Annotated in this window: 19 protein-coding genes; 10 read left to right on the top strand and 9 right to left on the bottom strand. The window is 67.8% G+C overall.

Translation table 11 applies throughout. From position 1 onward, the window contains the following. Position 1: 1 nt before the first annotated feature. From Sp245p_RS29740 to Sp245p_RS29720, 5 genes are all read right to left on the bottom strand, one after another. On the bottom strand, positions 2-2,353 hold the full coding sequence (locus Sp245p_RS29740) for a glycosyltransferase family 2 protein (RefSeq protein ID WP_109139165.1): 2,352 nt from the start codon (positions 2,351-2,353) through the stop codon (positions 2-4). Between the two features lie 74 nt (positions 2,354-2,427). After that, entirely contained in the window at positions 2,428-3,249 is an 822-nt protein-coding gene (locus Sp245p_RS29735; protein ID WP_014241728.1) for a calcium-binding protein, read from the bottom strand. A 733-nt stretch (positions 3,250-3,982) separates the two neighbouring features. Next, positions 3,983-4,198 (bottom strand): hypothetical protein, encoded by a 216-nt coding sequence (locus Sp245p_RS29730; RefSeq protein WP_014241727.1) that lies wholly within the window; start codon positions 4,196-4,198, stop codon positions 3,983-3,985. A gap of 93 nt (positions 4,199-4,291) precedes the next feature. After that, positions 4,292-5,665 carry an HlyD family type I secretion periplasmic adaptor subunit gene (locus Sp245p_RS29725; RefSeq protein ID WP_014241726.1) on the bottom strand — a complete coding sequence of 458 codons (1,374 nt, stop codon included), beginning with the start codon at positions 5,663-5,665 and terminating at the stop codon, positions 4,292-4,294. Next, a complete protein-coding gene (locus Sp245p_RS29720; RefSeq protein ID WP_014241725.1) occupies positions 5,662-7,383 on the bottom strand; it encodes a type I secretion system permease/ATPase in 1,722 nt (573 codons plus the stop codon). The genes Sp245p_RS29725 and Sp245p_RS29720 overlap by 4 nt, the downstream gene beginning before the upstream one ends. 501 nt (positions 7,384-7,884) lie before the next feature. On the opposite strand from Sp245p_RS29720, the gene galE reads away from it, so the two are divergent. The 3 genes from galE (at position 7,885) to Sp245p_RS29705 (ending at position 10,697) form a co-directional block, all read left to right on the top strand. Continuing rightward, on the top strand, positions 7,885-8,904 hold the full coding sequence (galE, locus tag Sp245p_RS29715; RefSeq protein ID WP_014241721.1) for a UDP-glucose 4-epimerase GalE: 1,020 nt from the start codon (positions 7,885-7,887) through the stop codon (positions 8,902-8,904). Positions 8,905-8,918: 14 nt separating this feature from the next. Next, on the top strand, positions 8,919-9,455 hold the full coding sequence (locus Sp245p_RS29710) for a MarR family winged helix-turn-helix transcriptional regulator (protein ID WP_109139164.1): 537 nt from the start codon (positions 8,919-8,921) through the stop codon (positions 9,453-9,455). Positions 9,456-9,518: 63 nt separating this feature from the next. Then, positions 9,519-10,697 (top strand): DUF2336 domain-containing protein, encoded by a 1,179-nt coding sequence (locus Sp245p_RS29705; RefSeq protein ID WP_109139163.1) that lies wholly within the window; start codon positions 9,519-9,521, stop codon positions 10,695-10,697. Positions 10,698-10,834: 137 nt separating this feature from the next. Here Sp245p_RS29705 and Sp245p_RS29700 read toward each other — a convergent pair whose 3' ends face one another. The 3 genes from Sp245p_RS29700 to Sp245p_RS29690 form a co-directional block, all read right to left on the bottom strand. Then, the gene (locus Sp245p_RS29700; protein ID WP_014241719.1) at positions 10,835-11,398 is read right to left on the bottom strand and encodes a TetR/AcrR family transcriptional regulator; all 564 of its coding nucleotides are present in this window, start codon (positions 11,396-11,398) and stop codon (positions 10,835-10,837) included. Positions 11,399-11,522: 124 nt separating this feature from the next. Continuing rightward, the gene (locus tag Sp245p_RS29695; RefSeq protein WP_014241718.1) at positions 11,523-13,091 is read right to left on the bottom strand and encodes a malonate--CoA ligase; all 1,569 of its coding nucleotides are present in this window, start codon (positions 13,089-13,091) and stop codon (positions 11,523-11,525) included. A gap of 91 nt (positions 13,092-13,182) precedes the next feature. Next, positions 13,183-13,878, bottom strand: coding sequence for a GntR family transcriptional regulator (locus tag Sp245p_RS29690; protein ID WP_014241717.1), 696 nt, complete (start codon positions 13,876-13,878; stop codon positions 13,183-13,185). Positions 13,879-14,039: 161 nt separating this feature from the next. Between Sp245p_RS29690 and Sp245p_RS29685 the strand changes: the two genes are divergently transcribed. Both Sp245p_RS29685 and mmsB read left to right on the top strand, forming a co-directional pair. After that, positions 14,040-15,179: an isobutyryl-CoA dehydrogenase gene (locus Sp245p_RS29685; RefSeq protein ID WP_014241716.1), complete on the top strand. Its 1,140-nt coding sequence runs from the start codon at positions 14,040-14,042 to the stop codon at positions 15,177-15,179. 31 nt (positions 15,180-15,210) lie between these two features. Beyond that, on the top strand, positions 15,211-16,101 hold the full coding sequence (gene mmsB / locus Sp245p_RS29680; protein ID WP_014241715.1) for a 3-hydroxyisobutyrate dehydrogenase: 891 nt from the start codon (positions 15,211-15,213) through the stop codon (positions 16,099-16,101). Between the two features lie 86 nt (positions 16,102-16,187). Here the strand turns inward: mmsB and Sp245p_RS29675 are convergent, their stop codons facing one another. Next, positions 16,188-17,846 carry an AMP-binding protein gene (locus tag Sp245p_RS29675; protein ID WP_014241714.1) on the bottom strand — a complete coding sequence of 553 codons (1,659 nt, stop codon included), beginning with the start codon at positions 17,844-17,846 and terminating at the stop codon, positions 16,188-16,190. Positions 17,847-18,048: 202 nt separating this feature from the next. Between Sp245p_RS29675 and Sp245p_RS29670 the strand changes: the two genes are divergently transcribed. From Sp245p_RS29670 to Sp245p_RS29650, 5 genes are all read left to right on the top strand, one after another. After that, complete coding sequence (locus Sp245p_RS29670; RefSeq protein WP_014241713.1) at positions 18,049-18,936, top strand: ABC transporter ATP-binding protein; 888 nt, start codon at positions 18,049-18,051, stop codon at positions 18,934-18,936. Continuing rightward, entirely contained in the window at positions 18,936-20,867 is a 1,932-nt protein-coding gene (locus Sp245p_RS29665; protein ID WP_041813100.1) for a long-chain fatty acid--CoA ligase, read from the top strand. The genes Sp245p_RS29670 and Sp245p_RS29665 overlap by 1 nt, the downstream gene beginning before the upstream one ends. A gap of 156 nt (positions 20,868-21,023) precedes the next feature. Next, positions 21,024-21,911 (top strand): branched-chain amino acid ABC transporter permease, encoded by an 888-nt coding sequence (locus tag Sp245p_RS29660; RefSeq protein WP_014241711.1) that lies wholly within the window; start codon positions 21,024-21,026, stop codon positions 21,909-21,911. 15 nt (positions 21,912-21,926) lie between these two features. Next, positions 21,927-23,000 (top strand): branched-chain amino acid ABC transporter permease, encoded by a 1,074-nt coding sequence (locus Sp245p_RS29655; protein WP_014241710.1) that lies wholly within the window; start codon positions 21,927-21,929, stop codon positions 22,998-23,000. 55 nt (positions 23,001-23,055) lie between these two features. Then, positions 23,056-24,339, top strand: coding sequence for an ABC transporter substrate-binding protein (locus tag Sp245p_RS29650; RefSeq protein WP_014241709.1), 1,284 nt, complete (start codon positions 23,056-23,058; stop codon positions 24,337-24,339). The last annotated feature ends 50 nt before the right edge of the window (positions 24,340-24,389 follow it).

Here is a 24,389-nt window from a genome sequence, read left to right as displayed (position 1 = left end):
GTCAGCTCCGGTTCCGGTTCGCGCGCCCGAACAGGCGGGATTTGCCCGGAACGGCAACGGGAAGGGCGGTGTCCGTGGGGGCGCCCGCCGACAGGGGGCGCATCAGGCTGTCCTCCAGCGCGGGCGGCGGCGGCACCTCGCTCCAGTCGCGGGCGGCCAGCTCCTCCATCATCACGCCCCAGCGGCGGGCGTGGAGCCAGCCGTTGTATTCGGACGCGACGCCGCGGGTGTAGCCCTGGTGCCGGCTGATCGAGCGGCGTTCCAGATGGTACAGCTCGACCGAGGGGACGTAGCGGATGTCCAGCCCGGCCTTGCGAATGCGCAGGCAGAGGTCGGAATCCTCATAGTCGCCGATGACGTAGTCCTCGCAGAAGCCGCCCACCGCGTCGAAGGTCTCGCGGGTCATCATCAGGCAGGCGCCGGTCACGCCGGGCACGCTGCGCTCCCGCCGGGCGGGCAGGAAGTCGCGCGGCAGGCCCTTGAAGAAGTGATGGTTGTACCAGCGCCCGCGGACGTCGCGGTCGAAATACAGGCCGGCGTGCTGCAGGCTGTCGTCGTCGAACAGCAGCTTCGGCCCGACCGCCCCGGTCCCCGGCGCGCGCTCCAGCGCGGCGAGCAGGACGGGCAGCCAGCCGGGCTGGTCGGGGATCACGTCGGAGTTCAGGAACAGCAGCGTCCGCCCGATGGAGGCCGCGACACCGGCGTTGTTGGCCGCTGAGTAGCCGTAATTGGCCGGCTGCACCAGCACCCGCATCGGCAGGCCGTACAGCGCGTGGAAGCCGTGCAGCATGTGCACCAGCTCGTCGCGCTGCTCCGGGCTGTCGAGCACGAAGATCAGTTCCACCTCGGCCATGCCGGGATCGGTGGCGAAGCTGGAGAGCTGGAAGCGCAGGAACTCCAGCGCCTTGTACAGCGGGATGATGACCGAGACGGCGGGCGTCTCCGGACCGCGCCCGAAGCTGACGATCTCCGGCTCCCCGCGGCTCGCCATGTGGGCGGCGTGGAGCGGTGCCACGGCCGGGGCGATCACCGTTTCCAGAACCAGCGGAGTCGCGTGCTGCGGCGGCAGGCTGCCGAGCACCGCGGCGCGGGCGTCGGCGGGCGACAGCGGGCGCAGCGGCGGCACCAGACGGATCGACCCGCCGGAGCCGAGACGAAGCTCTGCATGGACCTGAAGCGCCGCGGCGGGCTCGGGGGCGCCGGGCAGATAGGCGACGAAGCCGCTGCGGTCGGTGGACGGGGCGGTGCCGAACAGCTTCGCCACGTCCTCGCGCGGGAAGCGGTGCTCCAGCACCTCCAGCCGGCGCTCGCCGCCGAAGGGCGTGTGCACGGTGAGGCCGCCGGACAGGCCGTGCGGGTCGTGCACCCAGCCGGCCAGGAACAGCCCGCCGTCGCCGGTCGGCACCGCGAGGTCGAGGGCGGCGCCGATCGAGCGCTTGGCGTCGGCGACCTGCCGCTTGGGCAACGGGGCGAGCACCTGGAGTTCGCGCACCGCCGCCGCCGCCGTGGCGTCCGACCGCCCGCGTTGGGCGAGCGCGTTCAGAATGTACTGGCGCAGTTCCAGCGGCGTGTCGCGTCGCGTGGACAGCCGCTCGGTCAGGCTTGGCAGGTTGGGCGCCACGGCCGAGAAGGCGCGGCAGGCCAGCCCGTTGCGGCCCAGCACCACCAGCAGGTTGCCCGGCGCGCACAGCGCCTTGTCGACCAGCAGCGACATGGCCGCGCGGCCACGCCGGTCCAGCGCGGAGCCGATGCAGACGTCGAAGGGGGAGGGGCCTACGGCGCCCGCGGTGACGATGACCGCCCCCGTCACCTCGCCGAAGCCCGACGACAACGACCCGCCGCAGAGCAGAAGCTCGTCGGTCGCCAGGGCGCGGGCCACGAGCGGGGACGGGGTGGGCGACAGCTCCAGCACCATGCGGCGGCAGACCATGGCGAAGCCGGCGTCGCTGCGCAGCGCCGGGGTGGAGCGCGCGAAATCGAAGAGGAAACGCACCACGCGCAGCCGCGAGGGCGCGTCGAGGCTGCCGAGCAGGAAGGCGGGGTCGGGGTCGGGAACCTGCGGTTCGGCCAGGACCTCCGCGACGACGCGGCTCTGGGCCACGAAACGGATGGGCGCACCGGAAATCCGGGGCGCCCGCAGGATCGACAGCACCCGCTGCCCACCCCAACTCGTCCGCACGGACAAGGTGGTGTAGGGCGGCCGGACCTCCTCGCCGTCGAGGGTGGGAACGACCCGGCCGGAGGGCTCCGGTCCGTCGCTCTCCCACGAGGCGAGCACGAAGTCGTCGCCGAGCGCATGGAGCTGGGCGGACGCGATGGAGGCGGAGGCCGGCAGGACGGCGAGCACGGTCATGCGTTCCTTAGCCGGACCCATCGGCGGCGTGAATACAGCACGCCGCCGGTCCGGTTCCTGGGTGGGTTACGTCTTTAGTGAATGACGAAGAAGTCGTTCGGGTTGTTGTGAACTTCGTCGGCCGAAACGCCCTTCAGCATGATGCTGTCGCCGTTGCCGAGATCGATCATGGCGTTGCCGCCCATGTCGGTGACGCGGGCCGCCAGATCGGAGGCGTCGTTGATGTCGAGACCGTTGATGTTGCGCTCGATCTGGAGGATGTCCTCGCCGGCGCGGAAGTCGAGAACGACGTCCTGGCCGCCGCCGCCCGAGAAGACGAAGATGTCGTTCCCGGCGCCGCCGACGAGGATATCGTTGCCCGCACCGCCTTCCAGGATGTCGTTGCCCGCACCGCCATCCAGGTAGTCGTCGCCCTCGCCACCCTTGAGGATGTCGTCGCCGGTGCCGCCCATCAGGATGTCGTTGCCCGCGCCGCCATCCAGGTAGTCGTTGTGGCCGCCGCCCATCAGGACGTCGTCACCGTTCCCGCCGCGCAGAATGTCGGCGCCGTCGCCGCCGCTCAGGACATCATCGCCGTTCCCACCGTCGAGGATGTCGTTGCCGCGGCCGCCGATCAGCACGTCGTCGCCGTTGCCGCCGGACAGGTAATCGTCGCCGTCCCCGCCATCCAGCGTGTCGTTTCCGTTGCCGCCGTCCAGGACGTCGGCCCCGCTGCCGCCGCTCAGGACGTCGTCGCCGTTCCCGCCGAACAGGGCGTCGCGCCCGTCGCCGCCCAGGATCGTGTCGGCGCCGTTGCCACCCATCAGGATGTCGTCACCGTTGCCGCCGTCGATGAAGTCGTTGCCGTTGGTGCCGGTGATGATGTCGTCATAGTTGCCGCCAGGAAGGGTGGCCATGAATCATACTCCTTAACGATGGGATTCGGTGGGGTGGGGGATTTCCTACCCCGAAATGGCGAGGTACCACTAAGCCTTTACCCAAATACCGTTTGGCATGGCTGTGACAAACATAAGGTCAAACCCAGGCAAATCTTGAGTTCATAGAGTCAAAACACAATAATCATCAACGTTCATTACGTCATTCCCGTCACCTTGGCTTCAAAGCCCTTCGAAATTCTAAACATCTAATTTTGGACGCCGTGCCACAACGGTGGTTTTACGAGCTTGCCCCAAGATTAAGGCTCGTGATTAGCCAAAGAGGCGAAACTGTTGGTCGGAAATACTTTCAAAGAGATCGGGAAGACGTTTTTGTCGAAATTCGACGAAATGCCGTGAAAAGACCCGCAAGTCCTATGCGTTTGGCTTAGGATTACGCCGTTGATCATTGCTCTTCCGAGGTATCGGACGATGCTGCGGTGCATTCAAAACACCGTCCTTTTAAAAAGCCGACGGCGAAGGCTGGGCGTTTTAAAAGCCGGAATTTGAAAGCGGTGGCTGAGCGGTGCGGGCCGCTTGGGGGCGCGCGGTGTCCAAAAAGCGCTCCGTCAGGCAGCCCGGATGGGCGTTGCCCGATGTCCAAGCCGCTCCGGCAGCCCGCCGACGTCGAGCGGAACGCCGCCGGAGGGCTGTGGGCAACGCCCCCGAAAGGACAAAAACTTTTTTCTTGCGTCTATCCGGAGTCCGGGCCGGATCAGACTTTTCCGGCCTCGGCGGCGTCCAACGCGACCCGCGCCAACTGCATCAGCTTGTCGTCGACCGTCGCCCGGTCATAGCCGGGGCTGTCGGCCAGCGAATCGCGCAGGCGCATGGCGATGAACTCGCCGGTGTGGTGCTTGTCGTAGAGATGGACGTCGCCGATGGCGTCGGCGACGCGCTTCAGGGTGTTCCGGTCCCACTGTGTGGTCATGCTCGCACGCTCCCTTCCTTGGCCTGTCGGCCCCGTCTTGCCTGCTGGGCAACGGGGGAGCGTGCGAAATGATCCGGTGCGGGGCCGCCGCGATCAGTTCTCGCGGAAGGCGCGGTTCATGCCGTCGGTCAGCGGCGTCAGGAAATACTCGATGGCCTTGCGGGTGTGCCCGTGGATCATCACCTCGGTCGGCATGCCGGGATGCAGGTCCACGTTCGGCAGGGCCTTCAGCGCCGCGGCGTCGAGGCTGATCCGGGCGAGGAAATAGGCCTGCCCGGTGCGCTCGTCCTCAAGCTGGTCGGCGGAGAGGGTCAGCACCTTCCCCTGGACCGGCGGGACCAGCCGCTGGCGGTAGCCGACCAGCCGCACCATGGAGCTGCCGCCCACGTCGATGTTCTGCACGTCTGCGGGGGCGACTCGGGCCTCGACGATCAGCCCGTCGTCCTGCGGAACGATGTCGAGGATGCCCTGGCCCGCCGGGATGACGCCGCCCGGCGTGTAGAAGCGCAGGTTGGTGACCCGGCCCGCCTGAGGAGAGACGAGTTCCTGGCGCTTCAGCACGTCGCCGGCGCTGCGCAGCCGCTCCGACAGGTCGGAGACGGTGGCCTGGATGGTCTGAAGCTCGTTCCCGACCTCCGACCGGCGGTTGTTGCCGAGGTTGATGATCTCCAGCTCCGCCGCGGCGATGCCCTGCTCGGCCTTCGACTTGTCGGCCTGGATCTCGCCCAGCCGGCCCTTGGTGTCGGCGACGTTGCGCTGAAGCTCCAGCATGCGTGGCTTGCGCTCGTAACCCTTGGCGAGCAGCGTCTCGACGATCCGCAGCTCGTCCTGGGTGTAGCGCAGCCGGTCGTTGGCGGCGACGCGCTGTGAATCGAGCGCCACCAGCTCGTCGCGGAGCTGGCCGATGCGCTTGCGCTGGATGGAGATCTGTCCCTCATAGGCGTCGCGCCGCGATTCGAACAGGCGCTGTTCCGCAGCCAGCGCCTCGGCGGCGACGGAGCTGGTCTTGGCGGCGGCCACCAGTTCGTCGGCATAGACCGGAGCTTTCGCGTCGGTCTGCTCGGCACGCAGCCGGGCGAGACGGGCCAGCGAGGTCCAGTACTGCCCGTGAAGCTGGGCGACCACCGCGCCGCTCTGCGTGGTGTCGAGCCGCAGCAGGACCTGCCCGGCCGTGACCATGTCGCCGTCCTTGACCAGCAGTTCGCTGAGGATGCCGCCCTCCAGGTGGGAGACGGTCTTGCGGTGGCTTTCCACCATGATGGTGCCGGGCGCGATGGCCGCGCTGTCCAGGCTGGCGGTGAAGGCCCAGCCGAAGAAGCTGCCGAAGCCGATGGCGACGGCCAGCGCCCCGGCCAGCGCGGTGCCGCGCAGCGTCGGTTCGTGCGGCGTCACGTCGATGACCGGCGACCAGGCGGCGGTGAGGGGGGATGGCGCGTTCGCGGGCTGGGAAAGCGTCGTGTCGGTCATGCGGATTCTCCCGTCCGGACCAGCCGGGCCACCTTCACGGCGCCGCCGGGCTGGACCATCTTCAGCACGTCGGTGCGTTCGCCGAAATGCTCGACCATGCCGTCCTTGAGGACGAGCAGCTTGTCGGCGACCGACACGATGGAGGGGCGGTGCGCGACCATCACGATGGTGGCGCCGTCGCGCCGCGCGTGGTTGATCGCGGTCAGCAGCGCCTGCTCGCCCTCATGGTCGAGGTTGGAGTTGGGCTCGTCCAGCACGATCAGGCGGGGCTTGCCGAACAGCGCGCGGGCCAGCGCGATGCGCTGCCGCTGGCCGCCGGACAGGGCGAAGGCGTTCTCGCCGACCGGCGTGTCGTAGCCGAAGGGCAGGCGGCCGATCATGTCGTGGACGCCGGCCAGCCGGGCGGCGCGCACGATCTCGGCCGGGTCGGCCTGGGCCATGCGGGAGATGTTCTCGCCGATGGTGCCGTCGAGCAGCGCCACCGACTGCGGGACGTAGCCGACATACTGGCCGAAGCTCTCGCGCTCCCACAGGAAGGTGCTGGTGCCGTCCAGGTAGATGCCGCCGGCGGTGGGCTCCCAGATGCCGACGAGCAGCCGGGCGAGGGTCGATTTGCCAGCGCCCGACGGGCCGATGATCCCCAGCACCTCCCCCGGCTCCAGCGCGAAGGAAACGCCGCGCAGCACCGGGCGCTGCAGGCCCTTCGGCACGTGGCTGACACGGTCGACGGCCAGACGCCCGTCGGGACGGGGCAGCGGCATGGTGCTGCGCCGCGCGCCCTCGCCGTTCAGAAGCTCGCGGATGCGCTTGTGGGCGGTCTGGGCGACGACCCACTGCCGCCAGTTCTCCACCAGATGCTCGAAGGGCTGGAGGAGCCGGGCCATGATGATGCCGGTGGCGATCATGCTGCCCGGAGACGCCTCGTTCCGGATGACCAGCGCCGCGCCCGCCGAGATGGTGGCGATCTGCAGGATCAGCCGCAGCGAGCGGGAGGCCGAGGCCATGCCGCGCGACAGCACGACGCCGCGGTCGATCAGCGAGGCGGAACCGATCTGCGCCATCTGCCAGCGCCGGGCCAGCGGCGGCAGCATGCCCATGGCTTCGATGGCCTCGGCGTGGCGGACGGTGCTGGCCACGTCGGCGAAGACCTTGGCCGACGCCTCGTTCGCCTCGGCGATGGGGCGGCGAGTCAGCGCGTCGGTCAGCGCGTTCATGGTCAGCAGCAGCAGCGCCGACCCCACCGCGATCCAGCCGTAGATCGGGTGCAGGATGAACAGGATGACCAGGAAGATCGGCGTCCACAGCAGGTCCAGCGGCACCACCACGGCGTTGCTGGTCATGAAATTCCGCAGGTCGTTCAGGTCGCGCATCGTCTGGCCGGCGTTGCGCGTCCCGCCGCCCAGCGCGTCCACGATGGCCGCCTGCAGCGCCGGCACGTTGAAGCGGTGCGCGATCACCGCCCCGCAGACCAGGAAGGCGCGCGCCCGGATGAAGTCCAGCACGCCATACAGCACCAGCCCGCCCACGGAGATCACCGCGAGCATGGTCAACGTCTCCAGGCTGCGGCTGCTCATCACGCGGTCGTAGACCTGCATCGTGTAGAGCGGCACCACCAGCATCAGGATGTTGACGAAGAAGGTGAGGGCGCCGGCCAGCAGCAGCCCGCGTCCGATCTTCCGGTAGGCTTGGGTCAGCAGGGTCCGATCCGTACCGCTCATGCCGATTCCTTTTCTTGCGTCCTGCGTTCCAGCCGCGTTCCGGAGTCCCGCGTTCTCAGGTTTTGGGGCGGGCCATGAAGCCGGTCATGCAAAGGGTTTCATGGTTAACGAAATGTTGAGATGCGGCCGCGTCGCATGAACTCCTTTTGAGACGAAGTCCGGACAAAGGCCGCCCATTGCGGGAAGACTGCTCCCGCACCATTTCCGCTTACGTCCGACGCTGCGCTGCGGCGTGTGACAACTTTGAGCCCTTACCCCGTCCGACACTGATCGAAAGGGGTATTTGCAGCGCTGTAAAATGTTGTTCCAAAACATTTTTCCGATCACGCGCCGAGCATTTCCCGACGCCCATGTCTCTTTTTCGTCAACTGGCCTTCCGTCTGAATTGGCGGCATGGTGCATCGCGGAACTCTTGCACTTGCCACCGGGGGATGTACGATCCTTTGATGCCGGCGGGTGCCTGGACTGACGAATATTTCTCAAATCCAAGGAATATTTACGATGAACACGCCCCAGACCGTACTCGTGACCGGCGGTGCCGGCTATGTCGGCAGTCACTGCGTGGCCGAACTGCTCGACCGCGGCTTCCGGGTCGTCGTGCTCGACAACCTGCGCCAGGGCCACCGCGCTGCCGTGCCGTCCGACGCTGCCTTCGTGGAGGCCGACCTTGCCGACATGGACGCGCTAACCCGCGTCTTCGCAGAATGGCGTTTCGACGCGGTGTTCCATTTCGCCGCCCTGTCGCTGGTCGGCGAATCGATGCGCGACCCGCATCTCTATCTGCACGGCAATACCGTCAACTCGCTGAACCTGATTCGCGCGGCGACCACGGCCGGCGTGCGCAAGATGGTCTTCTCCTCGACCGCCAACCTGTTCGGCACGCCGGAGCGCCAGCCGATCGACGAGGAGACCACCATCGACCCCGGCAGCCCTTACGGCGAATCCAAGTTCTTCATCGAGCGCGCCTTGCATTGGGCGGACCGCTGCCACGGCCTGCGCTCCGCCTGCCTGCGCTACTTCAACGCCGCCGGCGCGCATCCGAACGGGATCATCGGCGAGGATCATGACCCGGAAACCCACCTGATCCCGCTGGTGCTCGACGCCGCCAGCGGCCGGCGCTCACACATCGAGATCTTCGGCGACGACTACCCGACGCCGGACGGCACCTGCGTGCGCGACTACGTCCATGTCTGCGACCTCGCCGATGCGCACCTGCGGGTGCTGCCGGCGCTGGAGACACGCAGCGTCCGCTTCAACCTGGGCAACGGCACGGGCTACAGCGTCCGCGAGGTGATCGATGCGACGGAGCGGGTCACCGGGCTGACGGTCCCGGTGAAGGTCGGGCCGCGCCGCGCCGGCGATCCGGCGATGCTGATCGCCTCGTCGGAGCGCATCCGGGGCGAGTTGGGCTGGAGCCCGCGCTTCCCCGATCTGGACAGCATCATCGGCAGCGCGTGGGAATGGCGCCGCCGTCATCCGGGCGGCTACCGCGGCCCGGCCCTGGCGCAAGCCGCCGAGTGACGGAGAGACGAGGGATGAGTACGCAGCGCCGGGCGGGCGCCGAATCCAAGCCGGCCCAAGACAAGCCGGATGCCATCGATGCGGCGGAACTGGCCGAGTATCACGGGCTGGCCCGGCTGATCGAGCGGATGCACCGCCGGTTCCTGGACGTCGTGCGGGCCGGCCTTCTGCGGCAGGGCGTCGACGACATCGGGCCGGTTCAGGCGCTGATGGTCATGCTGATCGGCGACGACGAGCCGTCGGTCCGCGACCTGATGGAGCGTGGCTATTACCTGGGGTCCAACGCCTCCTACAGTCTGAAAATTCTGGTTGAGGCCGGCTACATCGACCGCGGCGCCAGCCAGCGCGACCGCCGCACGGCCCGCCTGCGTCTGACCGACAAGGGTCGGACGCTGCGCGACGATCTGTTCAAGCTGGAGCAGGTGCAGGCCACGGCGCTGGTGCGCAACGAGGCGGAGGCGGCCGACCTGAAGGCCGCCTACCGCACGCTGCGCCGGCTCGACCGCATCTGGGGCGACATGGTCCGGTACGCCGGGCAGGGACTCGATTGAGTGGCCCGACTAAGGGACTCGACTGAACAGCCTTATGCATCTCCCACCCGCAGGCATCCGCACATGACCGACTCATCCCTGTCCATCCGCGACGTCGAGCGCCTGCTCGAATCCTCGTCGGCGGAGGCCCGCATCGACACGATGCAGAAGCTGGCCGGCGATCTGGAGAAAGGCGGGCTGACCGACGCCGAACGGTCGCTGGCGCTGGAGGTCATGCACTGCTTCGCCGCCGACGCCCAGGTCGCGGTGCGCGAGGCGGTGGCCTGGCAGATCCGCAACAACGCCATGCTGACCGCGGAGCTGGCCGAACGGCTGGTGAAGGACGTGGCCCGCGTGGCCTTCCCGATCCTGCGCGACGCCGGAAGCCTCAGCGACGAATTGCTGCTCGATGTGCTGTCCGACCCCGACGCCGGCAAGCATATGGCCGTCGCCAACCGTCACACCGTGTCGGCGCGGGTGGCCGGGGCCGTCGTCGAGACCGGCAACGTCGCGGTGGTGACCGCTCTGCTGCGCAACCCCGGCGCGGAGCTGGCGGAGCCGGCGCTGCACCGGGCCTTGGACCGCTTCGGCCGCGTGCGCATGGTCAGTGAGGCCGCGGCGACCCGCCCCGGCCTGCCGCTGGCCGTGGTGGAGCGGCTGATCGCCTTCGTGTCCGACGCGATGCGCGCCACGCTGGCCCACAGCCATGGCCTGTCCAAGGATCTGGTGGACCGGCTGGCCAACCGCGGACGCGAGTCGGCAACGCTGCGGCTGCTGCGCCCGGCGCTGCGCGGCGACGAGGATGTGGAGGCGGTGGCCCGCTGGCTGCACGCCAACGGGCGCTTCACCGCGGCGCTGCTGTTCCGCGTGCTGTGCGCGGGCGACGTCGCGCTGTTCGCGGCGGGGCTGGGAGCCAAGGCCGGCATTCCGGCGGAGAACGCCCGCAAGCTGGCCTGGGATGACGGGGCGCTGGGGCTGCGGGCGGTGCTGAAAAGGGCGTCGGTCGCGCCGGTCCTGGTGCCACCCTTCCAAGTGGCGATCGCCACCGCCAAGCGCATGGGCTACGAGGGCAGCGACAACCGCCGCGACGATTTCCAGGCGGAGGTCATGGCCGACCTGTTCGCCGCCCTGACCCCGACGAACGAGTGGGTGGTGGACGACCTGCTGCTGCAACTGTTCGACGGCGCGTCGGACGAGGTGATCGACCGTGCGCTGGATCACGCGGGCCTGCCCTTCGCGCCGGTGCGCGGGACGGGGACGTAACTTGCGGATGGGGCGACGCTTGCCCCCTCCCTGACCCTCCCCCGCTGTCGCAGGGGAGGGGATGAACTCCCTCCATTGCGAAGCGGGGGAGGGAAGGGGCCCGCGGCGAAGCCGTGGGAAGGGTGGGGGCAACGCGCCTACACTCCCTCCGGCACCAGCACCTTCCCGCAGATGTCCCGCGCCCTCTCGAACCGGTCCGGTGCCGCGGAGCGGGCCAGCAGCCCTTCCCCGAAGATGAACGAGTAGAACAGATACGCCCGCGCGAAGGCGTCGTCGGGGTCCAGTCCCAGGCCGGCGAACAGGTCCGACACGCAGCGCAGACGTTCGCGGTCGACCTCCGCCACGATCTCGGACGCGCGGGGGTCCCGGCGCGCCCAGTCGCGCATCGCCAGTTCGATGGCGATGCCGCGCGGGTTGCTGCTGCCGCCATACAGCGACAGCACGTAGCGCAGCCCTTCGGCGGGCGTGCGGCCGTCCAGGCGGGTCTGCGCCTTGATCGCCTCGATGCGGCCGGTCTTCCAGCCTTCCAGCATCGCCTCCACCAGCTCCATCCGGTCGCGGAAGTGCCAGTAGAAGCTGCCCTTGGTCACCTTCAGCCGCTTGGCCAGAAGCTCGACCCGCACCTGCTCGACGCCGCCCTCCGCCAGGGCGGAAAAGGCGGCGGACAGCCAGGATTCGCGGTTCAGCGTCTTCGCTTCCATCGGCAACACTCCGGAGACCATACGGCAGCGTATCGATTCGCCGTTGGCCTGTCCAGAATCCGGCGGGTGGAAACAGCGCCGAACCTTATCCGGATTTGGCCGGAGAAGGAAAGCCCGGCGCGCCTCAGCGCGCCTTTGCCGCGGTGAACAGGTCCTTGTGGGCGTCGCGCAGCAGGTTCTTCTGCACCTTGCCCATGGCGTTGCGCGGCAGCTCGTCCATGAAGAAGACGCGCTTGGGCACCTTGAAGTTGGCGAGCTGCTCCTTGCAGACGGCGATCACCGCGGCCTCGTCCGGGGTGGCGCTGCCGGGCTTGCGCAGCACGACGGCGGTCACCGCCTCGCCGAAGTCGGGATGCGGCACGCCGACCACCGCCGATTCGACGACGCCGTCGATGCCGTCGATGACCGTCTCGACCTCCTTCGGATAGACGTTGAAGCCGCCGGAGATGATGAGGTCCTTGGCCCGCCCGACGATGTGGACATAACCGCGCCCGTCCACCTTGCCGACGTCGCCGGTGATGAAGAAGCCGTCCGGTTTGATCTCCTGCGTCGTCTTCTCGGGCATCCGCCAGTAGCCGGAGAAGACGTTCGGCCCGGCCACCTCGATGATGCCGATCTCGTCGGTGCCGAGGCTGGCACCAGTCTCCGGGTTGACGACGCGCACGGACACCTCGGGCAGCGGGAAGCCGACCGTGCCGGGGATGCGGTCGCCGTCCAGCGGGTTGGAGGTCAGCATGCCGGTCTCCGTCATGCCGTAGCGCTCCAGGATCGCGTGGCCGGTGCGGGCGGAGAACTCCTTGTGTGTGTCGGCGAGCAGCGGCGCCGAGCCGGAGACGAACAGGCGCATATGCGCCGTCGCCTCGCGCGTCAGGCCGGGATGGGCGAGCAGGCGGGTGTAGAAGGTCGGCACACCCATCATCACCGTGGCGCGCGGCAGCAGCCCCATCACCTGCTCGGCGTCGAACTTCGGCAGGAACAGCATGGAGGAGCCGTTCAGCAGCACGCAGTTGGTCGCCACGAACAGGCCGTGCGTGTGGAAGATCGGCAGGGCGTGCAGCAGCACGTCGTCCGGCTGGAAGCCCCAGTATTTGTGCAGCGTCAGCGCGTTGGAGCCGAGGTTGCGGTGGCTCATCATCGCACCCTTCGACCGCCCGGTGGTGCCGGAGGTGTAGAGGATCGCGGCGAGATCGTCGGCCTCGGCCGGGACGGTCGTGAAGTCCGTGCCCTTGCCGGCGGCCTGCTCCGGCAGGGTGCCCTCGCCATGGGTGCCAAGCGTCAGCAGATGGGCGACCTTGGCCTTGTCGGCAACTTCGCGCAGCGCGTCCGCTGATTCGGGGCGGGCGACGAAGACGTGCGGCTCGGCGTCGGTGAGGAAATACTCGACCTCGGCCTTCGTGTAGGCCGGGTTCAGCGGCAGGAAGACGCCGCCCGCCCGCACGGTGGCGAGGTAGAGGATGATGTTCTCGACCGACTTCTCCACCTGCACGGCAACCCGGTCGCCCTTCTTCAGGCCGAGGTCGGCGAGCAGGTTGGCGTAGCGGCCGGTCAGGGCTTCGAGATCGCCGTAGGTGACGGTGCGGGCGTTGTCCGTGCCGGGCTCGGTTTCAGCGAAGGGGCGGCTGCGGTCCGCCGGAAAGCGGGAACGGAACAGCTCGAACAGATTGCCACCCACATTGCCACTCACGTCGGACATCGTGATTCCCTCCATGCACCCGGTGATCCGGTGCCCAGGGTTTAGCACAGGCGCATGCCGTGGACCACATCTTTGTATACGTAATAGCCGCCTATTGTATTTCGTTTCCGCCCATGATGGACACGAACTCGGTGAAGATGTCGATCTGGATGGTCACGTGGCGTCGCATGGCGGCGTAGGCGGCCTCCGGGTCGCCGGCGAGGATCGCCTCCACCACGTCGTCATGCTCCGTGAAGCTGTCCTTGACGCGGTAAGGGTGGTTGAGCTGGTAGCGGCGGTAGGGGGCCAGCCGGGCGAACAGGCCCCGCGCGATCTCCTGCAGCGGCTCGTTGTGACTGCCCGCCTGGACCGCCTCGTGGAAGGAGCGGTTGACCGCGTAGTAAGCGTCCAGCTCCCGCGCCTCCATATACGCTTTCGAGGTGTCGTGCAGGCGTTTCAGGGCCTGCTTCTCCTCCTCCGACATGCGGCGGGCGGCGAATCGGGCGCACAGCCCCTCGATTTCCGACATCACCTCGAACATCTGCACCATGCGGTGCAGCTTCAGCGGGGCGACCACCGCCCCCTGTCGCGGCTGCTTCTCCACCAGCCCGGCATGGACAAGTTGGAGGATCGCCTCGCGGATCGGGGTGCGGGAGATGTTGAAGCGCTGGGCGAGGCTTTCCTCGTCCAGCCGCGTTCCGGGGCGCAGCCGGCCCAGGAAGATGTCTTCCTCAATGGCGAGCCGCACCTCGTCGGCGCGGGTGGCACCCTTATCGGTGGTCTTGCTGGCGGCAATCCGGTCGCTCATCCCGAGCGTGTCCCCTTCCTCGTCCGCGGCCTTCCGCCGCTCCTGTCTGTGTATACAAGAGATGGACAGCGCGTATCCAGCATGATAGTCCTTCCACCCAACAATGAGAACCGGAGATCCGCCATGGACTCCGGGCCACTGCGGTTCTGGGGAGGATGCGCATGGATTTTGCGCTTTCGGAGGAGCAGCAGGCGTTCCGCGACACGGCGCGCGACTTCGCGCAGCAGGAAATGGCGCCGAACGCCGCGCACTGGGATGAGAACAGCGTCTTTCCCGTCGACACCCTGCGACAGGCCGCGGCACTCGGCTTCGCCGGCATCTATGTGGGGGAGGAGTTCGGCGGCTCCGGCCTTGGGCGGCTGGACGCGGCGCTGATCTTCGAGGAGCTGTCGGCAGCCTGCCCATCCACGGCGGCCTACATCTCCATCCACAACATGGCCTCCTGGATGATCGACCGCTTCGGCAACGCGGAGCAGCGTGAGCGCTTCCTGCCCAAGCTGACGACCATGGAGCATTTCGCCAGCTACTGCCTGACCGAGCCGGGTGCGGGGTCCGACGCGGCCTCGCTGCGCACGCGGGCGGAGCGGGTCGGCGACCATTACGTGCTGAACGGCTCGAAGGCCTTCATCTCCGGCGGCGGCACGTCGGACGTCTATGTCTGCATGGTCCGCACCGGCGAGCCCGGTCCCAAGGGCATCTCCTGCATCGCCGTGGAAAAGGGGACGCCCGGCCTGTCCTTCGGCAAGCAGGAGCACAAGCTGGGCTGGAAGAGCCAGCCGACCTCGGCGGTCATCTTCGAGAACTGCCGCGTCCCCGTCGCCAACCGCATCGGCGAAGAAGGGGAGGGCTTCCGCATCGCCATGAAGGGGCTGGACGGCGGACGCCTCAACATCGCCGCCTGCTCGGTCGGCGGGGCGCGCTTCTGCCTGGAGCAGGCCGTCGCCTACACCACGGAGCGCAAGCAGTTCGGCAAGCCGCTGAACGCCTTTCAGGCGCTTCAGTTCAAACTGGCCGACATGGCGACGGAGCTGGACGCCGCCCGGCTGATGCTGCACCGCGCCGCCGCCAGCCTCGACGCCGGCTCGCCGGAGGCGACCGCCCATTGCGCCATGGCCAAGCGCTTCGCCACCGACGCCGGGTTCCAGGTGGTGAACGAGGCGCTGCAGCTTCATGGCGGGTATGGCTACATCAAGGAGTACCCGATCGAGCGGATTTTCCGTGACCTGCGGGTTCACCAAATTCTCGAAGGCACCAACGAAATCATGCGCGTCATCATCGCCCGCCATCTGACCGGCGGCTGATAGCGTCATTATAAAGCGAGGGGGAAACGCTATGGCGACGATCGCCTTTATCGGTCTGGGCAACATGGGTGCGCCGATGATGCGCAACCTGCTGAAGGCCGGCCACACCGTCCTGGCCTTCGACCTGTCGGAAGCCGCATGCACCGCGGCGCGCGACGCCGGCGCCACCATCGCCACAGGCCCCGGCGCCGCGGCGGGGGAAGCCGAGGTGGTCGTGACCATGCTGCCCGCCGGCAAGCATGTGCGCGAGGTCTACACGGCACCCGACGGCATCATCGCCAAGGCCAAGCCGGGCAGCCTGTTCATCGACAGCTCCACCGTGGACGTGGACAGCGCCCGCTTCGTCGCCGCGGCGGCGGAGGCGGCGGGCCACGCCATGGTCGACGCGCCGGTGTCCGGCGGCGTCGGCGGGGCCGAGGCGGCGACTCTGACCTTCATGGTCGGCGGCAGCGACACCGCCTTCCGCCGCGCCGAGCCGATCCTGTCGGCGATGGGCAAGGCCATCGTGCACACCGGCGGGCCGGGCAACGGCCAGGCGGCGAAGATCTGCAACAACATGATCCTCGGCATCTCGATGCTCGGCGTGTCGGAGGCCTTCGCGCTGGCCGAGAAGCTGGGGCTGGGGTCGCAGAAGCTGTTCGACGTGGCGTCCAAGTCGTCGGGCCAGTGCTGGTCGCTGACCAGCTATTGCCCGGTTCCGGGTCCGGTCCCGACCTCGCCGGCCAACCGCGACTACCAGCCGGGCTTCGCCGCGGCGCTGATGCTGAAGGACCTGAAGCTGGCGGTCGAGGCCGGGCAGAGCACCGGCAGCCCGCTCCCGCTCGGCGGCGAGGCGGCGCAGATGTACGCGCTGTTCTGCAACGCCGGCTTCGGGGGCAAGGACTTCTCCGGCATCGTCAACCTGCTGCGCGGGAAGCCGTAAGGGCAGGCGTTTTGCCCCCACCCCGGCCCTCCCCTGCAAAGCGGGGGAGGGCCGGGGTGGGGGCAAGGTTCGCATGTGGATGAGCCTCAATCCGCCTGCTGCATGACGATGGCGTCGGACGCCCGACCGCGGAAATGGATGTTGCCGTCGCCGTCCAGGAACGCCCAGTCGCCGGTCAGGTAATAGCGGCGGCCGTGGCGGAAGCGGGCGGCGGTGCGTCCCGGATCGTTGGCGTAGGCGTCGAACCAGAAGAGCGGCGAGGACTCCACGTCGATGGCGATCTCGCCCGCGCCGCCGACCGGCGCCTCGCGGCCCTGCGGGTCGAGGATGACCACGCGGAAGCCCGGCAGGGGCCGCCCCAGTGAGGAATCGGCGGTGCGGTCGGCGTGGCCGGGGTCGTAGCGGTTCATCATGAAGATGCCGGTCTCGCGCTGCCCGTACTGGTCGAGCAGGGGAACGCTGACCACCCGGTTGGCCCAGCCGATCAGCTCCGGTGGCAGCGGTTCGCCGACAACCGACAGGATGCGCAGCGCCAGCTTGTGCGGGCCGCCCTCCGGGTCGGCGCTGTGCCAGGCGCGGATCTGGGACGGCGCGCAGGTCAGGTTGGTGACGCCGAACTTCGTCAGCATGCGGTAACCTTGCCGCACGTCGTAGGGACCGTCGCAGAAGATCGTGGTGCGCCCCAGCAGCAGCGGCCCGACCAGCCCGTAATAGGCGCCGTAGGCCCAGCCGGGATCGGCCATGTTCCAATAGATGTCGTCGTCGCGCAGGTCGAGGCCGATTCGCATGTACTGCTCGATCCCGGCCAGCGCCATGACCGGCAGCGAGACGCCGAGCGGTTTCGGCTCCGCCTCCGAGGTGTAGATCAGCGCGAAGGCGTCGCGGTCGGCGTAGCGGGCGATGTCGGGCAAGGGGGCCGATTCGTGAAGGGCCGACCAGAAGGGCACCGCGTCGGCGCCGGGACCGAAGGCCTCGTCGCCCTCCACCATCACCACCGGGCGGCTGTTGTCGCGCGGAATCTTGCGGCGCAGGAAACCGGTGGTGACGATCGCCCGCGCCTCGCTGTCGGCCAGCCGGTAGGCCACCGCGGCGGCGGAGTAGGTGGTGAAGAGCGGCATGTAGACCCCGCCGAGCCGCCAGATCGCCAGCGCGGCGATCAGCAGCTCCGCCCCCTTGGGCAGCAGCACCGCCACCCGGTCGCCGCGCCCGACGCCGAGGCCGCGCAGCACCGCGGCGAAGCGCGCCGAATCGCGGGCCAGCCGGGCGAAGCTCAGCTCCGTCGTCTGGCCAGCGACGCTCTCGTGCAGCAGGGCGGCGCGGGCGCCGTCGGCGCGGGCGTGGCGGTCGCACAGCAGGTCGGCCAGTGGAATCGCCTCGCCCTGGTAGTCGGGGCGCAGGAAGGCGGTCGGCTGAACGGTGGCCGGACCGGGCGCCGGAACGTCGCTTGCACCTTCGGGGCGGTGGCGGGCGGCGGCGATGCGGCCCAGCGCATCAAGCTCAGGCCCCAGATGGTAGCGGCGGCTGCGCGGGTCCTGGTCGATGAAGCGCTCCCGCGCCAGCGCGGTCAGCAGCCGGTGCGCCGTCGCCTTGGACAGGGCGGTGTCGCCCATCAGGTCAGCCAGCCGTGCGCCGTCGGCCCCGTGGGAGGCGACGGCGCGCAGCAGGGCCAGCGCGCGCTCCAGGCTTTGCGTGCCGCCGGACGCACCGGCGGGGGCGGTTTCGGTGTCGGAATCGGGCCGTGCCATGATGGGGTCCATATTATGGACCTTTGGGCCGGATGTCGCTCCAAAAAACATGCATACACGGAATGTCCGTGTTGAAAACGGTGCGCATCACAGGCTATAGTTCGGACGTTGCACAAAGGACGGTCCACAATATGGACCAGTTCGCCACTCAAACAGTCAGGCGAACGATAAAAAAGGCAGTTCCACAGCAACGGAGGAGGAAATGTCAGGCGCGCCCGTCGCATCGCCACGCGGTTACGCCCATCCGGCCGACGCCACCCGCGCGGCCTCCCCATCGGACACCATCTTCGAAGCCCGGGGCGTGTCCTTGCGCTTTGGCGGCGTGCAGGCGCTGACCGACGTCGGTTTCAGCATCCGCAAGGGGGAGCTGTTCTCCATCATCGGCCCGAACGGTGCGGGCAAGACCTCCATGGTCAACTGCATCTCCGGCCGCTACCGGCCCACCGACGGAAAGGTCTATTTCAAGGGCCAGGACATCACGGGCATGACGCCCAACCACCGCGCCTCGCTCGGCATCGGGCGCACCTTCCAGAATCTGGCGCTGTTCGGGCACATGACGGTGCTCGACAACATCATGGTCGGGCGCCACCACCTGCTGAAGAACAACTTCTTCACCGGCTCGCTCTACTGGCTGACCGGCGCGCGCAAGGAGGAGCTGGCCCACCGCCGCGAGGTCGAGGAGATCATCGACTTCCTGGAAATCCAGCATGTCCGCAAGGCCACCGCCGGCACGCTGTCCTACGGCCTGCGCAAGCGGGTGGAACTGGCCCGCGCCATCGCGCTGAAACCCGACCTGATCCTCCTGGACGAGCCCATGGCGGGCATGAACCTGGAGGAGAAGGAGGACATGGCCCGCTACATCGTCGACCTGAACGAGGAGTTCGGCATGACGGTGGTGATGATCGAGCACGACATGGGCGTCGTGATGGACATCTCCCACCGCGTGATCGTCCTGGAGTTCGGCAAGAAGATCGCCGAGGGCACGCCCGAGGAGGTTCTGGCCGACCCCCGCGTCAAGCGCGCCTATCTCGGCGAGGACGACGAGGAGGACGAGGCCGTGGCCCCGCCGCCCAAGCAGGAGGTCGCGTGATGTCCCTTCCCGATATCAAGACCCACGACACGCTGCCGAAGCTGCTGACCCTGCACGCCCGCGAGCATGGCGGCGACGTCGCCATGCGCGAGAAGGATTTCGGCATCTGGCGCGAGTTCACCTGGGCGGACATGCACGCCCGCGTGCGCGCCTTCACGCTCGGCCTCATCAAGCTCGGCGTGGAGCGCGGCCATGTGGTGGCGCTGCTGGGCGACAACCGGCCCGACTGGGTGATGGGGGAAATCTCCGCCCACGCCATGGGCGCCATGAGCCTTGGCATCTACCGCGACGCCATGGACGAGGAGGTCGCCTACCTCATCACCTACGCCGACGTGCACGTCATCTTCGCGGAGGACGAGGAGCAGGTCGACAAGCTGCTGAACCTCGGCGAGCGCCTGCCGACGCTGAAGCACATCATCTATTCCGATCCCCGCGGCATGCGCAAATACAGCGATCCGCGCCTGATGGAGGCGTCGGAGCTGGTCAAGCTGGGCAACGCGCTGCACGCCGAGAAGCCGAACCTCTACGAGGAGCTGGTCGGCGCGACGCGCGGCGACGACGTGGCGGTGCTCTGCACCACCTCGGGCACCACCTCGAACCCGAAGCTGGCGATGCTGCCGGCCGGGCGGCTGATCCGCCACGTCGCCAGCTACCTGTCGGTGGACCCCAAGGGGCCGACCGACGAGTATGTGTCGGTGCTGCCGCTGTCCTGGATCATGGAGCAGATCTACGCCGTCGGCATGGGCATGGTGTCGCGGATGCGCGTGAACTTCGTCGAGGAAGCCGAGACGATGATGAACGACTTCCGCGAGATCGGGCCGAGCTTCGTGCTGTTCGCCCCCCGCCTGTGGGAGCAGATCGCCGCCGACGTGCGCGCCCGCATGATGGACGCCTCCCCCTTCAAGCAGAAGATGTACGATTACGGCATGAAGCTGGGGCTGGAGGCGCTCGCCAACGGCACCCGCTCCGCCGTCGCCGACCGCATTCTCTTCGCAGCGCTGCGAGACCGCCTTGGCTTCACCAACCTGAAGTCGGCGGCGACCGGCGGCGCCGCGCTCGGCCCCGACACCTTCAAGTTCTTCCAGGCGCTGGGCGTGCCGCTGCGCCAGATCTACGGCCAGACGGAGACGATGGGCGCCTACACGGTGCACCGCTCGAACGACGTGGACTTCGACACGGTGGGCGTGCCCTTCGACGACGGCGTCAAGGTCAAGGTGATCGAGCCCGACCAGAACGGCATCGGCGAGATCGTGGTCAGCCATCCCAACATGTTCGCCGGCTACTACCGCAACGAGGCCTCGACCACGGCGGACCTGCGCGACGGCTGGATGCACACGGGCGATGCCGGCTTCTTCGACAAGAAGGGCCATCTGGTCATCATCGACCGCATCAAGGACATCGCCACCACCAGCAACAACGACCGCTTCAGCCCGCAATACATCGAGAACAAGCTGAAGTTCAGCCCCTACGTGGCCGAGGCGGTGATCCTGGGCAACAAGCGGCCTTACCTGTCGGCGATCATCTGCATCCGCTTCCCCATCGTGTCGAAGTGGGCGGAGAAGAACCGCATCGCCTTCACCACCTACTCCGATCTGGCGTCGAAGCCGGAGGTCTACGAACTGCTGCGCCAGGAGGTGGAGCGGGTGAACGAGACGCTGCCGGAGTTTCAGCGCATCACCAAGTTCCTGCTGCTCTACAAGGAGCTGGACGCCGACGATGGCGAGCTGACCCGCACCCGCAAGGTGCGGCGCGGCGTGATCGCCGAGAAGTACGGCGAGATCATCGACTCCATCTACGCGGGCCAGCCGGCCATCGACGTGGACACCACCATCACCTTCCAGGACGGCACCAAGCAGCGCATCCGCACCGTGCTGAAGGTGGTCGACCTGCTGCCCACGCCGGCCAAGAAGCCGGCGCAGGCCGCGGCGTGAGGGGGCGGTGATGACGCGCGTTAAACTCCCTCTCCCCTCCGGGGAGAGGGTTGGGGTGAGGGGGTTCGGCATTTGCCGAACTTTCCGGTCCCTCCTGAACCCCCTCACCCTACCCCTCTCCCCAGAGGGGAGAGGGAACAAAGACGAGGCCACGCCATGACCTTGCTCTTCCAGCTTCTCGTCAACGGACTGATCGTCGGCGCGCTGTACGGCGTCGTGGCGATGTCCTTCGTGCTGATCTACAAGGCCAGCCGCATCGTGAACTTCGCCCAGGGTGAGTTCCTGCTGATCGGCGCCTGGACCTGCTGGTGGCTGCTGACCTCCTGGCAATTGCCCTTCTGGATCGGGTTTCCGATCACGCTGGCCTTCATGCTGGTCTTCGGCATCGTGCTTCAGGTCGTCGTGCTGCGGCCGATGATCGGGGAGCCGATCATCTCCGTCATCATGGTCACCATCGGCCTGTCGATCTTCTTCCAGGCCATGATGAAGTGGATGTTCGGCGTCTTCGCCAAGCCGTTCCCGACCATCTTCGCCAGCCCGACCGTGAACATCCTCGGGCTCGACGTGCAGACCGTCTATGTGATGAGCCTCGTCATCTCGATCCTGATCATGGCGGGCTTCGGCTGGTTCTTCAAATACTCGCGGATGGGTCTGGCGATGCGGGCGACCGCCTTCGACCAGCAGGTGGCGCAGTCGCTGGGCATCTCCGTCCGCCACATGTTCGCGATGAGCTGGGCCATCTCCGCCATGGTGTCGGCGGTGGCCGGCGTCACGGTCGGCGTCGTCAACGGCGTGTCCTCCGCGCTCTCCTTCTTCGGCATCAAGGTCTTCCCGGCGGTCATCCTCGGCGGGCTGGACAGCGTGGCCGGGGCGGTGCTGGGCGGGCTGATCGTCGGCGTGCTGGAGAATCTCGCGCACTACCTGGACAGCCAGTGGCTGAACTGGGGCAACATGTACGAGATCGCCCCCTTCTACGTCCTGATCGTCATCCTGATGATCAAGCCCTACGGCCTCTTCGGCACCAAGGACATCGAGCGCGTGTAAGGAGCGGCCGCAACCATGGCGAACATCAGTCTCATCCCCTGCGGCGACTTCAAAACCCGGTACGCCGCCGACACGACCATCTTCCCGACCAAGACCAGCCGCAATTTCGCGATCCTGGGCGTGGCGCTGCTTCTGCTCTGCCCGGCCTTCATGGACCGCTACTGGCTGAACCTGTGCATCCAGATCGGCTATCTCGGCATCGCGGCGCTGGGGCTGAACATCCTGGTCGGCTTCACCGGCCAGATCTCCATCGGGCACGCCGCCTTCTTCGGCTTCGGGGCCTTCTCCTCGGCGTGGCTGTCGAACAGCTTCGGCATCCCGGTGGCGCTCGCCATCCCGCTGGCCGGCGTGATGACCACCGCGGTCGGCATGCTGTTCGGCATCCCGGCGGCGCGGCTGAAGGGCCTGTACCTCGCCATCGCCACGCTGGCGGCGCAGTACATCCTCCAGGACTTCTTCTCGCGCGCCGACTGGTTCACCGGCGGCACCGCCGGCACCATCGCGGAGCCGTTCAGCCTGTTCGGCTACGCCTTCGACACCGACGAGAGCTTCTTCTACGTCGTGCTGGTCTATGTGGTCGTCATGTACATCCTGGCGACCAACCTGATGCGGTCGCGCGACGGGCGGGCGCTGGTGGCGGTGCGTGACCATTATCTCTCCGCGGAGATCATGGGCATCAACCTGACCAAGTACCGCACGATGTCCTTCGGCATCTCGTCCTTCTACGCCGGCATCGGCGGCGCGCTCTACGCCCACTACCTGCAGTTCGTGTCGGTGGAGGGCTTCACGATCCTCTTCTCGATCCAGTTCCTCGGCATGATCATCATCGGGGGCCTGGGCTCGATCATGGGGTCGCTGATGGGCACCGCCTTCATGGTGCTGCTGCCGGAGGTGATGCAGGCCATCACCACGGCGCTCTCCGGCACCGCCATCGACGCCGCGCTGAACCTGAGGGAGGCCATCGCCTTCCTGCGTGAAATGGCCATCGGTCTGGTCATCATCCTGTTCCTGGTCTTCGAACCGGACGGGCTGGCCCACCGCTGGAAGCAGATCAAAGCCTACTGGAAGCTCTACCCGTTCTCGCACTAGAGCCTTTCTCGCACCAAGGCTTCTGAAAAACATAACGACTGGGAGAAAACGCACCATGACCATGAAGACCGTCCTGCTGGCGTCCGCCGCCGTCGTCCTGCTCGGCACCGGGGCCGCCAACGCCCAGAAGATCCCGGTCGGCCACCTCGCCGACCAGTCCGGCGCCACGTCGGACGTGGGCGTGCCCTTCGGCCAGGGCGTCGCCGACGCGCTCGCCTACATCAACAAGAACGGCGGCGTCGCGGGCACGACGATGGACGTCGAGACGGTGGACTACGGCTATCAGGCGCCGCGCGCCATCAGCCAGTACAAGAAGTGGTCGTCGGGCAGCGGCAAGGTCGCGGCGATCCAGGGCTGGGGCACCGCCGACACCGAGGCGCTGACCGGCTTCGTCGGCAAGGACGAGATCCCCTATTATTCCGGTTCCTACTCGGGCCACCTGACCGACCCGACCGGCAACGGCCCGCACGGCTCCAAGCCGGCCCCCTACAACTTCTTCTACGGTCCGTCCTACTCCGACGGCCTGCGCGCCATGCTGATGTGGGCGGCCGAGGACTGGAAGACGAAGGGCGGCTCGGGCAAGCCCAAGTACGTCCACATGGGCGCCAACCACCCCTACCCGAACGCCCCGAAGGAAGCGGGTGAGCAGCTCGCCAAGGAGCTGGGCTTCGACGTTCTGCCGGCGGTCCAGTTCGCGCTGACGCCGGGCGACTACACCGCCCAGTGCCTGACCCTGAAGCAGGCCGGCGCCAACTACGCCTATCTCGGCAACACGGCGGGCTCCAACATCTCCGTGCTGAAGGCCTGCCAGACGGTCGGCGCCCAGGTTCAGTTCATGGGCAACGTCTGGGGCATGGACGAGAACGCCGCCAAGGCCGCCGGCTCGGCCGCCAACGGCGTGATCTTCCCGGTGCGCACCGCGGCGATCTGGGGCGGCGACGCGCCGGGCATGAAGATCGTCAAGGAGATCTCCAAGGTCTCCGACGCCGCCGGCACCGCCTACCGTCCGGTGCACTATGTGTCGGGTATCTGCTCCGCCTTCTACATGAAGGAAGCGATGGACTGGGCGAAGCAGAACGGCGGCGTGACCGGTCCGAACATCCGCAAGGGCATGTACCAGAAGAAGGATTGGGTGCCGGCGGGGCTGGAGGGCGTCTGCGTGCCGTCGACCTGGACCGAGACCGATCACCGCGGCATGGACAAGGTCAACCTGTACCGCGCCAACGTGACCGGCGACACCGGCGGCTCGGTGGACGAGTTGGTGAAGGCCGGCACGATCAAGCTGGAGAAGATCGCCACCGTCGACGTCCCGCGCAAGCCTGAGTGGCTGGGCTGGTAAGCCGGACCGCCCCCGCCGCCGTGAACAAGCGGCGGGGGCTTCCGTCCCGT

Source organism: Azospirillum baldaniorum, assembly GCF_003119195.2.
GTDB classification, from domain to species: domain Bacteria; phylum Pseudomonadota; class Alphaproteobacteria; order Azospirillales; family Azospirillaceae; genus Azospirillum; species Azospirillum baldaniorum.
The sequence above is the reverse complement of the archived record's forward strand: the minus strand, read 5'-3'. Positions and strand labels throughout refer to the sequence as shown.